General features: G+C 39.0%; 11 protein-coding genes. 5 read left to right on the forward strand and 6 right to left on the reverse strand.

Features of this window, described 5'->3' with window-relative positions; all coding sequences use genetic code 11:
* The first annotated feature begins 307 nt into the window (after window positions 1–307).
* The 3 genes from OM33_RS16445 to OM33_RS16455 all read left to right on the forward strand — a co-directional run bounded on the left by OM33_RS16445 (window position 308) and on the right by OM33_RS16455 (window position 6,590).
* Complete coding sequence (locus OM33_RS16445) at window positions 308–2,503, forward strand: TonB-dependent receptor (RefSeq protein WP_040135170.1); 2,196 nt, start codon at window positions 308–310, stop codon at window positions 2,501–2,503.
* Window positions 2,504–3,163: 660 nt separating this feature from the next.
* Window positions 3,164–4,999 carry a S8 family peptidase gene (locus tag OM33_RS16450; RefSeq protein WP_407681064.1) on the forward strand — a complete coding sequence of 612 codons (1,836 nt, stop codon included), beginning with the start codon at window positions 3,164–3,166 and terminating at the stop codon, window positions 4,997–4,999.
* Window positions 5,000–5,216: 217 nt separating this feature from the next.
* Window positions 5,217–6,590 (forward strand): S41 family peptidase, encoded by a 1,374-nt coding sequence (locus OM33_RS16455; RefSeq protein ID WP_040135173.1) that lies wholly within the window; start codon window positions 5,217–5,219, stop codon window positions 6,588–6,590.
* A 102-nt stretch (window positions 6,591–6,692) separates the two neighbouring features.
* Here OM33_RS16455 and OM33_RS22610 read toward each other — a convergent pair whose 3' ends face one another.
* From OM33_RS22610 to OM33_RS22625, 5 genes are all read right to left on the reverse strand, one after another.
* Entirely contained in the window at window positions 6,693–6,833 is a 141-nt protein-coding gene (locus tag OM33_RS22610; protein WP_199922608.1) for a hypothetical protein, read from the reverse strand.
* A gap of 26 nt (window positions 6,834–6,859) precedes the next feature.
* Window positions 6,860–7,000 carry a hypothetical protein gene (locus tag OM33_RS22615; protein WP_199922609.1) on the reverse strand — a complete coding sequence of 47 codons (141 nt, stop codon included), beginning with the start codon at window positions 6,998–7,000 and terminating at the stop codon, window positions 6,860–6,862.
* A gap of 228 nt (window positions 7,001–7,228) precedes the next feature.
* A complete protein-coding gene (locus OM33_RS16460) occupies window positions 7,229–9,175 on the reverse strand; it encodes a BCCT family transporter (protein WP_040135175.1) in 1,947 nt (648 codons plus the stop codon).
* 281 nt (window positions 9,176–9,456) lie between these two features.
* The gene (locus OM33_RS22620) at window positions 9,457–9,597 is read right to left on the reverse strand and encodes a hypothetical protein (RefSeq protein ID WP_199922610.1); all 141 of its coding nucleotides are present in this window, start codon (window positions 9,595–9,597) and stop codon (window positions 9,457–9,459) included.
* Window positions 9,598–9,623: 26 nt separating this feature from the next.
* Window positions 9,624–9,764, reverse strand: coding sequence for a hypothetical protein (locus OM33_RS22625; protein ID WP_199922609.1), 141 nt, complete (start codon window positions 9,762–9,764; stop codon window positions 9,624–9,626).
* A gap of 357 nt (window positions 9,765–10,121) precedes the next feature.
* On the opposite strand from OM33_RS22625, the gene OM33_RS16465 reads away from it, so the two are divergent.
* Both OM33_RS16465 and OM33_RS16470 read left to right on the forward strand, forming a co-directional pair.
* Complete coding sequence (locus OM33_RS16465; protein WP_040135177.1) at window positions 10,122–11,603, forward strand: serine hydrolase; 1,482 nt, start codon at window positions 10,122–10,124, stop codon at window positions 11,601–11,603.
* 179 nt (window positions 11,604–11,782) lie between these two features.
* Window positions 11,783–12,349, forward strand: a complete 567-nt coding sequence (locus OM33_RS16470) for a DUF3750 domain-containing protein (RefSeq protein WP_040135179.1) — start codon at window positions 11,783–11,785, stop codon at window positions 12,347–12,349.
* An 82-nt stretch (window positions 12,350–12,431) separates the two neighbouring features.
* Here the strand turns inward: OM33_RS16470 and OM33_RS16475 are convergent, their stop codons facing one another.
* Window positions 12,432–13,199 (reverse strand): hypothetical protein, encoded by a 768-nt coding sequence (locus OM33_RS16475; RefSeq protein WP_040135181.1) that lies wholly within the window; start codon window positions 13,197–13,199, stop codon window positions 12,432–12,434.
* Window positions 13,200–13,305 lie beyond the last annotated feature (106 nt).

Raw genomic sequence — 13,305 nt, forward strand, 5'->3', positions numbered from 1 at the left:
ATTACGCAAGATACTAGATAGCTAATTCGATTACTGAAAAACAACAACGAATATTATTTAACTTTTACGATATTTTTATGAAATAAATGCTAAAATTGCTTTTTGTGTATTAATCGTTTGGTAAAACAACAGTTAACTGTTTGATTTATCAAGATTACATATTAATTCAATTTTGCTAAATGCAATTGTAGATAAATGCTTAACCGCTTTTGCTGCACAAAATTGAAACAAAACGATTATAAATTACCGATGAACATGTCGTGCTAACTCTAGCAACTTCTCGGTATGAGCAAAAAGGCGCTACTTAATGACAACATCTCACTCTTTCTTGCGTTTTAGCAAGTTAAATTCAATCACTTTATCTTTGCTTGCAGTTTCAAGCTTTGCCACTGTGGCAAAGGAAGCCAATGAAACGCAAACGGCTAAAAAAGACATCGAAGCGATTACCGTAACTGCAACTAAGCGTTCACAGGTTATTTATGAAGTACCGATCGCAATGAGTGCATTTAGCGGTGACAAACTTGCTGAACAAGGTATTTCTGAAATCACAGATGTGGGTAAGTTTGTACCTAATTTAAGTATTACCGGTTTTTCAGCAGGTCATAACTCGTCAGCTAACCCGTTTATTCGTGGTATTGGTTTACAAGATCACCTGATCACAACAGATCCAGGTGTAAGTGTATACGTTGATGGCGTTTACTTGGGTCGCCAAGTGGGTCAAAACTGGAATTTAGCTAATATTGAACGTATCGAAGTACTTCGTGGCCCGCAAGGTACACTTTATGGTCGTAACTCAATCGGTGGTGCAATTAACATCATAACCAAACAAGCTAGTAGCGAGTCTGTGACTAAGCTTTCTGCTGAAGTTGGTACGCGTGAACGCGTTAAAGGTGATGTGTTTATTAACCGTGGTCTAACAGAGAACTTGGCATTTAACTTTAACGCTGGCTATAACCAACGCGGTGGTTTAGGTGAATTCATTAACTTGCCAGAGGCTAAATACGATGTCGGTGAAAACCGTGAATTCCACGGCCGTGTATCGGTTAAATATGATGCGACGGAAGATTTAAGCTTTATTGTTACTGCTGATGCAAATGATGCAGAGGGTGGCCTGCGTCCTTACACTACTTTAATTGATGAAATGCCAAATGGTGCTTACTACACAGGTATGCGTTTTGGTAGTCCAACACCAACAGGACCATTACGTAACTCTGACGTTGCTGCAGACCCATACGACAATGCTACGGGTTCAATTGAAGTAACCGAAGTAACCAATAAAGCCAGCGGTGTATCACTTACAACAAATTACAATATTTCAAATGAGCTTGGCGCAAAGTTTATTGTTAGTAATCGCTCATCTGAATATAAAGCAGGCCTTGATGATGACAGCACAATTTATGCGCTTGATCATTATCCAGAGCGTGGTGAAGCGGATCAAACCTCAGTTGAATTACAATTAAATGGTTATTTAGGACAGTTTGATTTTGTTTCTGGCTTATATTGGTTTGAAGAAGAGGGCAGTAACCGACAAGGTGACGATTCTAGTTTTAACGGTGGCGCAAACTTACTCGAATTAGACCAAACGACAACGAGTAAAGCGGTATTTGTAAATGTTGGTTACGACATGACAGATGATTTACGTGTGTCAGGTGGTTTACGTTATACCCAAGATGAGAAAGAAGCGATGGCAAACGTGGGAATTGGCCCAACGTATGCAAAAGACGATTGGAGTCAGTTGAGCTACGATTTATCAGCTAACTATACCCTTGAAAATGGCTTAAATGTTTACGGTAGTATTCAAAGTGGTTACCAAGGGGGTCAATTCCCTGCGCGTCCATATTGTCTATTTGGCGATCCAAATTGCTTTGTTGCAACCGATAATATTACCGCGGTTAACTACGAGGTCGGTTTAAAAGGCCAAGTAACTAGCGACTTTAGCATGAGCATTGCGCTATTTAATACAAACTACGACGATTTACCATATCAAGTGAGTACCACATCTGAAGGTGGTTTTGATACGCGTAACTTAGTGGTGTCACAAACGTCACGTGGTATTGAGTGGGAAGGTACGGCATACATTACCGATAACTTTAGTATTCATTCGAGCCTAGGTTATATGGATGTAGACGTTGATGAGCAAGCAGGTGTGAAACCGGTTGCGCCATTGACTCCTGACTTAACAGCATCTATTAGCCCTAACTATGAGTTTGCTCTCTCTGATGGTTCGTTAATCAATACGCGTATTGATTATTCATACCGCAGTGATATGTATGGTGAACCGAGCTCAGATCCAAATCGTCTGACAAAAGTAGAGTCGCGTGGTCTGGTTAACTTTACTGTTGGATACTCGCCAGCGAATGCTAACTGGCGTGTGGACTTATACGGTCGCAATATTTTTGATGAGCGTTATGATGACGCACGTTTAAATACTGGTGATTACGTATTGGTAATTAAGAGTAACGACGCAAGTGAGTTTGGTGTGCGTTATTCAATGACCTTCTAACGGAACAGTTATTTTACTAATAAAAAGGCGCTTATGCGCCTTTTTTGTTTTTTAACTACCTACAGGTTAAACCCAGTAAGGCAATCAGAAAATTGGCTGAAGTTTGTCGTGCAGCTTTTCTATCGTTACATGTGAAATCACCGAAAATAAAAGCAAATTTTAAGTGTGAGACGGTGGCATAAAGTGCCACTTAGTTTGTTTACATTTTATTTACATTGAGTGGCGTATAAAATAATACTGATTAACTTAATAAAATTGCCAAAGCAATCACGCTAACCATTTATCATTGTGTTATTTGATAAATAAAAGGCATGTTTAGGTTAGCACTCAAACCCTTTACTAAGACATTTTAGTGACTAAAACATATTGTTTTAAATGTAGTTTTTTTATCATTCTTTTTTATTATTTTAATTTTTCAGTTACAAATATTTACAATGCATAAACTATTTTTAAATAACTGCCATTTAGATTTTAATAGCTAATTTTTGTATTTAGTAACCTTAATTAAGTATAAATCATACCCAAAACAACAACCTTTTATCGGTACAAATGTTAATAAGATGAAAATGAAAAATTGAACTGTGTATTTTTTGAGCTAGGTTTTTAGCAGTTATTAAAACCAAGCAACAAGGAAACGTCATGTTTAAATATTCAAAAACAATGTTACTAATAGCGTCTGTATGTTCAGCTAATTTTGCTTATGCAGACAGTGAAAAATTAATCCAAGTAAACGCCAGCAAACAAATCCCCAATAAATATATCGTGGTGTTTAAAACTGTTCCAACGAGTTTCGCGAATGTTGGTATAGCAGAACAAACAAGTCAAAATGTAGATAAAGTTCTCGGCAAATATGGGATAAAGGCTAATAAAGTTTTTGGTAACACGTTAAACGGTGCTCAGTATACGCTGTCAAAAGGTCAGCTAAAACAACTATTAAAAGAAGATTTGGTGCAATTTATTGAGCCTGAGCAAATTATTTCTATTGATCCACAAGTAGCGACTAACGCTAATCAATCTAATGCTATTTGGGGTTTAGACCGCATTGATCAACGCGATTTACCGCTTGATAGTAACTACCAGTATAATTTTGATGGCTCAGGTGTAACCGCTTATGTAATCGATACGGGTGTTCGTAATACGCATAACGAATTTGGCAATCGTGCTACAAGTGGTTGGGACTTTGTTGATAATGATTCGGATGCGTCTGACTGTAATGGTCATGGTACGCACGTAGCTGGCACAATTGGTGGCCAACAATACGGTGTTGCAAAAAACGTCAATATTGTTGGGGTTCGCGTGCTAGGGTGTAATGGCTCGGGCAGCACATCAGGTGTTATTGATGGCATTAATTGGGTGAAAAATAATGCCAGTGGCCCATCTGTAGCTAATATGAGTTTAGGTGGTGGTGCATCCACCGCAATTGACCAAGCAGTTGAGGCGGCGGTTGCTTCGGGTGTTAGTTTTGTTGTTGCAGCGGGTAACGATAACAGTAACGCGTGTAACTATTCACCGGCACGTGCTACAACGGCAATCACGGTGGGATCAACAACATCAAGTGATAGCCGTTCAAGCTTCTCTAACTATGGTACCTGTTTAGATATTTATGCGCCTGGTTCAAGCATAAAATCAGCTTGGTATAACTCTGATTCTTCAGAAAATACTATCAGTGGTACATCAATGGCAGCACCGCATGTTGCCGGTGTAGTTGCTCTTTATCTTGATGAAAATAGCAGCTTAACACCAGCTCAAATCGACAGTAAATTATCGGCGGGTGCGAGCAAAAATAAGGTATCTGATGCTAAATCGGGTTCACCTAACGAGTTATTGTTTGCGCTTGAAGGCACGGTTGATCCTGAGCCGCCAACAGTGACTGAGTTAATTAAAGATCAAGCTGTTTCAGCATCAGGTGCTGCAAGCAGTGAAACTAACTACTTTGTTGATGTGCCTGCTGGACAGTCAAGTTTATCAATCTCGCTTTCAGGTGGCCAAGGGGATGCGGACCTTTATGTAAAACAAGGCTCGGCGCCAACCACAGGTAGTTATGATTGTCGTCCTTATAAAAATGGCAATAATGAAAGCTGTGAATTTAATACACCGGCTGCAGGTAAGTACTATGTCATGTTGCAGGGATACTCTGCGTATTCAGGTGCAAGCTTAGTGGCTACCTATAGTGCAGACTCTGGCTGCACGGATTGTTTGGATAACGGCGTGCCGCAAACTGATTTATCGGGCGCGGCAAATAGCCAAGTATTCTTCAAAATAGATGTTCCTGCGAATCAAACACTTACAGTGAGCACCGCTAATGGTAGTGGTGATGTGGATCTGTATGTTAAAAAAGGTTCACAACCAACAACATCTGATTATGAGTGTCGTCCTTATCGTTGGGGCAACAATGAATCTTGTAGTTTAAGCAGTGGTGCAACCGGTGGTACGTATCACATTTTATTAAATGCGTATTCTGCTTACTCAGGTGTAACGCTAACAGCGAGTTATTAAACGCGCATTTTTCCATTCCAGCCAGCTTAATAGCTGGCTTTTTTAATGAATTAACGACTGTAATGGGATCCTCAGCTGCATTAATAAACAAAGATCAGCAAGGCTTTGTTGTTTGATAAAATGCGCCTTAATTTAAGAAGTGCTCATAACCTTTAAACCTATTTGAAAAAAGCTTCGTCTAATAAAGCGACATTAATAACAATAATAATGGAATAAGATGATTATTAAGCGCTTAATTTTAGTATTGCTCTGTGTGTTTGCTTTTTTGGTTAACAATGTGTCGGCCACTGAACACATGCAAAACTTGCAAAATATGTTAACGCCAGCGCAGATGAAAGAAGATATAACTGCATGGCAAGACTTTGTGAATAACACTCACCCTGATTTAAGTATTCGCATTAAAAACCCTGCGGCATTTGACAAGTCTCTCACCGCATTTAAGCAGTCAATTACAAAACCAATGTCAGTGAATGAGTTTTTGTCAAAATTTGCGTTGTTGAATAGCCAATTTAATGATGCACATATGTTGGTTTTTACCCGCAGCCAAAAAGGCCTTGCAAAAGAAGTGATTAATAATGGTGGGCTATTTCCTTTTGAAGTTACGGTTAAAAACGGCAAAGTGTACCTTGCAAGTTTACTTGGAGGGCAACACAGCCCGTTTGCAAAAGCGGAGGTGATTAGCATTAATGAAAAGCCAATTAAGGATATATACACCGATCTTATAGCGCGTATGTACGGGGATACGGTTAAGCACCGCGAACGTTTATTATCTGATAAATTTGCACTGTTTTATTGGCTGTTTGTCAGTAAAGGAGAGCAATTTAAGCTAACGCTTCAAAATGGCAGCATCTCTCAAACGGTTGAAATGCCAGCATCTAAAACATTACCTAAATCGTTTAATGGCAAATCATTTGAGCAAACTTTTAAGTTTGAAGTGTTAGATCAACAACAAGCGCTTTTAATCATTGATGCCTTTTGGTGGCGAGATAAACCGCGTTTTTATCAGTTTACGGAGAACGTTTTTAAACAACTGAAAGAAAAGCAAATTGAGCATCTGATTATTGATATTCGCAATAACGGTGGTGGCGATGACGATATGTGGAAACAAGGCATTGTTAAGTACATTGCAAATAAACCATACCAACATACCAGCAAATATACGAAAAAAATCATTGCTAAATATATGGATGAAGGTGAGACAGAAGGTGATGTTGTCACCAAGGTATTTGATCGTTTTGAGCAGCCTGTAAACGATGAGCCGTTAAAGTTTAGCGGTAAAGTCTCGGTTGTAGTGGGAAGTTATACCTATTCATCGGCTATTTTATTTGCAAACACAATGCAGGATTTTGGTTTTGCTGAAATTGTAGGTGAAGCGTCTGCAGGATATTCATGGCAAACTGGGGGCATTCAATTTTTGACACTGCCAAACTCACAATTAAAAGCCGTAACGCCTCGTTTTTATTTAGTAAGACCAAATGGCAAACAACAAGGATTACCAGTAATTCCTAATAAAGCGTTTCAAGATGATGTGCTAAAGCCACAGCAGTTAATTAACACAATAATGAATGAATTTAACGCGCCAGCTAACTAAATAAAAAAGCCTTTCCGTTGGTGTTTTGGAAAGGCTTATTTTAATAATGTTTTATTCAGGTAAAACTGTTTAAACGTTTGCTTCATAGGCATATCCTAAGGGTTATTTTGTTAGCATATAAAAGCCGCTAATAGCTGCGCCAGTTAGAATTGCACTTGTCATTCCGGCAGTAATTAAACCTGCAATTACAAAGGTGCTAAGTGATGCGACCATTAAAATATCGACTGTGTTTGCATTGTTCATTTGCACATTCTCGCGCGTTAAATCAGTTATTTTGTTAATAAATAAGCGCTGCCAATAGCTGCACCAGTTACGATTGCGGTTGTCATACCTGCGCTTACTAAACCTGCAACGACAAATGTTGTTAAACCAGCAGCCATTAAAATTTCGATTGCGTTTGACGTGTTCATAATCTCTTTCCTATTCAGTGTAATGTGAGTAAAGCGTGTTGCTTGCGTTAAAGAATAGGGGAAGTATGAATCGATTCCTGCCCTTTATGATGTTTGGTCAAATAAGGTGATGTTTGGATAATAATAGGGATAAAACTATTGGCTTAACGGAGATAGTTGTTAAGCCTAATTAATTAATAAGTTGGGAATAAAGAAGGCCAGTATCACTGGCCTTTTTAATCACCGAATCTAATCTCTTAATAGGTGTAAAAAGTGAAGGTGTTTTTCATATTGGTCGATTATATCGTTAATAACAGCTTGCTCTGTCCAGCCCATAATGTCGTAATCTTGTCCGCCCTCGGCTAAATGCACTTCAGCCCGGTAATACGTATTACTTTGTTCATCATTGCTAAAATCGGGTTGGCAATGTTGTTTTTTCTGAACTCTGTAGCAAAAATCGTGTTCATCACCATGTTTTACTGAGAGCGTTAACCCATGCTCGCCTTTTGCGATACTTGCTTCGATATCACTCACATCAAGTTGTTCTTGGATCTTTTTAAACGCAGTTAACACGGTTGATTTTATGAACCTATCGACATTGTCTTTGCCAGGAGTAGAGAGAATATTATCAAGACGCGCTTGCCAATTGTCGTTTTCATTTTGAATCTGTGAAGATGTTGAACTTAATGACAAGCTTACTTGTTTAGCAGACTCAATTCGCAATGCTTTTGCTAGGCCATAACATGCAGCTAGCAGCACAAAGCTAAACGGTAAGGCACTGGCAATGGTCATTGTTTGCAGTGCTTCTAGCCCACCCACCATGGTAAGCGCAGCAGCCAGACTGCCAACACATATCGCCCAAAATAGCCTTTGCCAAACGGGTGTGTTACTACTGCCATTTGAGCTAAGCATATCAATAACCATGGCGCCTGAATCGCATGATGTTACGAAGAAGATCACAATCATAACAATAGACAATGACGTAAGTGCTGTTGACCATGGCAATGATTCAATAAACACAAATAAGCCGACAGCCGCATTGCTATTAACCATTTCCGCAAGACGAGAAAATCCGACTTCAGTTATTTGGTATAGCGCAGAGTTACCAAAAATAGTCATCCAAAGCAGGGTAAACGCGGTTGGTACAAGTAACACACCGATGATAAATTCTCTGATTGTGCGACCCTTAGAAATTTTCGCAATAAAAAGGCCGACAAATGGTGCCCAAGCTAACCACCAACCCCAATAAAAGATTGTCCAACCGCCAATCCAACTCTTTTTTTCATAGGCAAAGAGGTTGAACGTATTCGATACAATATCTGATAAATAACTCCCAATATTTTGAATGTACGCTTGTAGCAAAAAGATAGTTGGCCCAACAATGAAAATCAGTAACATCAGCAAAATTGCCAGGCCCATATTAAGTTCAGATAAGAATTTAATGCCTTTATCTAAACCTGTTGCCACAGAAATAGAAGCAAGCAATGTGATACCGAGCATAATCAATAATTGATTGGACTCATTCACTTCGATACTGAATAAGTAATTTAAGCCGGCATTGACCTGAGATGCACCTAACCCTAAAGATGTTGCCACACCAAAAACAGTGCCGACAACAGCAAAAATATCAACTAAATGACCTGGCCAACCATAGATGCGATCACCAATAATTGGATGCAGTGCTGAGCGCAATGTCAGTGGTAAACCATGGCGGTAGCTAAAATAAGCTAAGATTAACGCTACAATGGCATAAATAGCCCAAGCATGAAGACCCCAGTGGAAGAAGGTCACCTTCATGGCTTCTTTTATTGCCGCAAGGGAGTTTACTTCAGCTGTTGGTGGTGCCAAGTAATGCATCACAGGTTCAGCAACGCCAAAAAACATCAACCCAATCCCCATACCTGCTGCAAATAACATTGATAACCAAGTGGCCATTGAGTAATCGGGCGTTGAGTGATCCGGGCCAAGTTTTATTGCGCCAAACTTAGACACACCCAAATAAATTACAAATCCTAAAATGATTGCGACTGTTAAAACATAAAACCAACTGCCATTGGCTGTAATTTTAGCCTGAATAAAATTAAAGCTATTTGATGCGATTTCGGGTGCAATAAACGCAAAGAGCAGTAATGTGAAGATACTAATTATTGCAGGTATAAAGACGGGCTTATTAATTTTATCATATGATAAATTCATAATAATTATTTCAACTCAAATTATGTTTTCGGGGGCATAAATTCAATTTGTTTGAATTTAATGAATATTATGATGGTTCTAGATTTATTTTAGTTGAAATTTAGTTTGATTTAAAACTGTTTGAGATCAAATTAAAAAGCGTTGCAGTATTATCTTTAAACGTTTGTTTGGCTTATGACACAAAAAAGCCTTTCCGTTGGTGTTTTGGAAAGGCTTATTTTAATAATGTTTTATTGTGGTAAAACTGTGTAAACGTTTGCTTCATAGGCATATCCTAAGGGTTATTTTGTTAGCATATAAATGCCGCCAATAGCTGCGCCAGTAAGAATTGCACTTGTCATTCCGGCAGTAATTAAACCTGCAATTACAAAGGTGCTAAGTGATGCGACTATAAAAATATCGACTGTGTTTGCATTGTTCATTTGCACATTCTCGCGAGTTAAATCAGTTATTTTGTTAATAAATAAGCGCTGCCAATAGCTGCACCAGTTACGATTGCGGTTGTCATACCTGCGCTAACTAAACCTGCAACGACAAATGTTGTTAAACCAGCAGCCATTAAAATTTCGATTGCGTTTGACGTGTTCATAATCTCTTTCCTATTCAGTGTAATGTGAGTAAAGCGTGTTGCTTGCGTTAAAGAATAGGGGAAGTTTGAAGCGATTCCTGCCCTTTATGATGTTTGGTCAAATAAGGTGATGTTTGGAAAATATCGGTGATGAAGCGTTTTGAACAGTTCGATGACATAAACTAATCAGAACGCATCAATACATACTTAAAATATTACTGTGTTCTGATCCGATAATTCATAGATTCTTACAATATTGATAGGGCATTTAAGGTCAAAAGCCATTAAAGTTCAGCACAATTTTAAAGCCCTGTTAAAACTTTTTAACACCTTAATTTTTAAAAACAACTGTTTTAATTAAGAAAATCTGGAAGAACAATGTTTAACAATAATAATAAGTGTGTACTTTCTTCACTGTTGTCAGTGATGGTCTTTTCTGCCCTGTTTGCCCCATTTTTGGTGAGCGCAAAACAACCACTTAATCAATATATTCAAGATGTAATGGCTGAACGCCATATTCCAGGGTTGCAACTGGCTGTAGTAAAAGATAATAAAATAGTTAAGCTAGCAAGTTTTGGTTTTGCTGACTTACAGCATCAAGTCCCCGTAACCGACAAAACACTATTCCCAATCAACTCAATGACAAAAGGCTTTACAGGTGTTGCAATTGTGCAACTGTCAGAGCGTGGTTTATTAGAGTTAAATGATCCCATTGGTAAACATCTACCTGAATTGCCCAAGGCATGGCATCCGCTGACCATTAAACAGTTAATGGCACACACCAGTGGTTTGCCCGAAATCTTAGCCTCAAATAGTACGCTGTCACTGCTTGTACCCAATAACATCGAGGCGTCTTGGCAGGCAGTGCAAAAACGCCCATTTTTATTTAATACTAATGACTACTTTAAATACAACCAAACAGGTTATGTACTGCTTGGCAAATTGATTGATAAATATGCGCCAGAAGGCTTTCCAACATTTATTACAGAGCATCAGCTTACGCCAGTTGATATGACTCAAACGGCAGAAGCAGGCTTTGATAACCTAGAGTTGATGGTGCCTCATCAAGCCAGACAATACATTTACCTTGGGGATGGCACTTACAAGAATTTTTATGGCGAGTTTGATTACTTATTAAGAACAGCAGCTGGCATGAGTTCAACGGCTATGGAGCTGGCAAACTACATGATCGCGTTACAAAGTGGCAAGTTAGTGAAAAACTTAGATACACTTTGGCAACCGCAAACGCTTAATAACGGCCGTACCGAGGGTTTTAATAATAAAGAAAATGGTTATGCAATGGGTTGGCAAGTTGGGCAGCGTAAGTATCACCCAACTGTTAGCGCAAGTGGTGGTAATGCTACAACCATCATTTCATACCCAAAAGATAATGTGTCAATCGTTGTGCTCACTAACTTGCTAGGCGCTTTGCCGATTAGTTTTGTGGACGATATTGCTGCTTTTTATATTCCTGATTTTAACCAAACAGAAAAATTAAAAGCGTATAAGCCAATGGAATATCTCAATGAATTAGCAAAACTAAATAGTTTTAAGGGTTTTCAAAATACCTTTGTGAAAGCAGAGCAAGATACCGGCATTATATTCGACTTAGATATAGTGGCTGAATGGGGCTTTTCTTTATTACAGGCACAAAAAATTGAGTACGCTCTCGAAGTGTTTACCTTTTTAGTATCGCAGAACAAACAAAAATCATGTTTCAATTATGGTTTAGCCAAAGCGCACGACAGTCTGGGTAATTATTCGCAAGCACTCGTGAGCTATCAGGCTGTATTGGCGATTAATCCGAATGCCCAATTAACCAAAAAGCGCATTGCAGAGCTAGAGAAGCAAATGCAGTAATATAAAAATTTAGCTAATTTGGCGAAGGGTGTTTTGCATCCTTGTTAGAACGCAAAAATGCCACGATAAAGCGCCTAAACAGAGTGTTAAGCCGCATTAAATTGTCACTGAGCGCAAATATATAGGCGTTTATGTGTTGATACACGTATGATTAACACGTATTAAATAAGGGGTATTCAATGCGACGTTTAATCTTATTATTTGTCACCACGGTACTTTTAAGTGGCTGTAGTAATTCAAATTGGCGAACAGCCAGTCGCGAACCTGCGGGTATTGCGCCAAATCCTATGCTGGTTAATGAGGCTGTAATTGAATTTTATGGCGCAGACGCCTTTAGTTGGCGTGGCTGGTTTGCGGTGCATACTTGGCTTGCGATAAAACCGGAAAACGCTAACGAATACACTGTGTATGAAGTGGTAGGGTGGCGCGTGAAACGTGGTTTACCTGCATTGACAAAGTACACCACAACAACGCCAGACCGTTACTGGTATGGCGCTAAACCTGAAAAGTTTCTTTCGATAACTGGCGATAAAGCAGCCAAATTAATTCCAGATATTATTGCTGCGGCCGAACGTTATCCTTGGGCCAATGAATATACCTTATTGCCAGGACCCAATAGTAATACGTTTCCTGCTTGGATTGGTTTGCAGGTGAAAGAACTTGAACTTGAAATGCCATTTAGCGCAATTGGCAGTGGCTATGCTGACTCAGATACAGACAATGAGTTAACTGTTGAAAAGAATTAAAAAGTTTGATGGCTTTTAAAAAAGGTTAGCTTTACTTGCTAACCTTTTTTGATTGTTGATTACACGCGCCTTAGGTTATTGACTAAAGTGTTTTATTAGCAGCACTCAGCTTTTGCTCTAAGCGTGTTAACTGCTCGGTAAGTGCAGCTTGAGTGATTTCTAATTGCGCAATAGTACCCCCAATTTCAACTTGTTTTGCATCGCGGCCTTGAGATTGCGCCTTTAATTCATCCAGTTTTGAATTCAGTGTTGCCAGTTTTGTTTTAAGGGTATTTGCTGCTTGTTGTTGTTCTTCTAAGAAAGAAAGCTTTAAAGTGAGCTCTGACTGAGCTTGCGATAGTGCACTAATTTTGTTTGTTGCATCACTCACTGCTTTCGTTTGTTTTGTTTGATTGCTAGCGGTTAGTTCTGAGAGCTTTTTAATTTCAGATTGATTTCGACGCCATGCTGATGCCCACAATTTATCCATTTGTGTCCAAAGCTCATCAGTGCGTTTACTTAATGACGATAGCTTAGCTTTAATCGCACCTGCTGATTCGCCCATTTCTTCACCCGTTGCGGAAAGCGCACTTTCTAGTTCGGCAATACGTTGTTCAGATGCGACTAATTGCGCCTGAGTTTTAAGGTTTTGTTGATGTAAAAAATAACCGCCAGCAGATAATGCCAAAATTGCTGCAAAGCCTAACCATGTCGTTAGGTTGTTTTGCTTTACAGGAGCAGCTTGTTGCAATGAGCTCTGCTCACTTGAAGGTGGTGTACTGTTTGATTGAGAAGAGGACTGTTTAGTATTTTCAACCTGGTTTAAATCGGGCACTTTGCTAAATAATTCAGGTTCAATTCGTTTGTTCACAGTACTTTCCTATTTCTTATTTTGTTACAACGTAAAGCAGCTTACTGTAAAACGTAACAAGATGGAATCAACAATAGGTAAAGTGCCTTAAACAAGTGCTTTTGCG

It is taken from the genome of Pseudoalteromonas piratica (assembly GCF_000788395.1).
Classification (GTDB): Bacteria; Pseudomonadota; Gammaproteobacteria; order Enterobacterales; family Alteromonadaceae; genus Pseudoalteromonas; species Pseudoalteromonas piratica.

Coding starts and splice junctions, on each gene's coding strand:
- OM33_RS16465 (WP_040135177.1), top strand. CDS start 10,122: ATGTTTAACAATAATAATAAGTGTGTACTTTCTTCACTGTTGTCAGTG.
- OM33_RS22610 (WP_199922608.1), bottom strand. CDS start 6,833: ATGAACAATGCAAACACAGTCGATATTTTAATGGTCGCATCACTTAGC.
- OM33_RS16470 (WP_040135179.1), top strand. CDS start 11,783: ATGCGACGTTTAATCTTATTATTTGTCACCACGGTACTTTTAAGTGGC.
- OM33_RS22625 (WP_199922609.1), bottom strand. CDS start 9,764: ATGAACACGTCAAACGCAATCGAAATTTTAATGGCTGCTGGTTTAACA.
- OM33_RS16455 (WP_040135173.1), top strand. CDS start 5,217: ATGATTATTAAGCGCTTAATTTTAGTATTGCTCTGTGTGTTTGCTTTT.
- OM33_RS16460 (WP_040135175.1), bottom strand. CDS start 9,175: ATGAATTTATCATATGATAAAATTAATAAGCCCGTCTTTATACCTGCA.
- OM33_RS16450 (WP_407681064.1), top strand. CDS start 3,164: ATGTTACTAATAGCGTCTGTATGTTCAGCTAATTTTGCTTATGCAGAC.
- OM33_RS22620 (WP_199922610.1), bottom strand. CDS start 9,597: ATGAACAATGCAAACACAGTCGATATTTTTATAGTCGCATCACTTAGC.
- OM33_RS16445 (WP_040135170.1), top strand. CDS start 308: ATGACAACATCTCACTCTTTCTTGCGTTTTAGCAAGTTAAATTCAATC.
- OM33_RS22615 (WP_199922609.1), bottom strand. CDS start 7,000: ATGAACACGTCAAACGCAATCGAAATTTTAATGGCTGCTGGTTTAACA.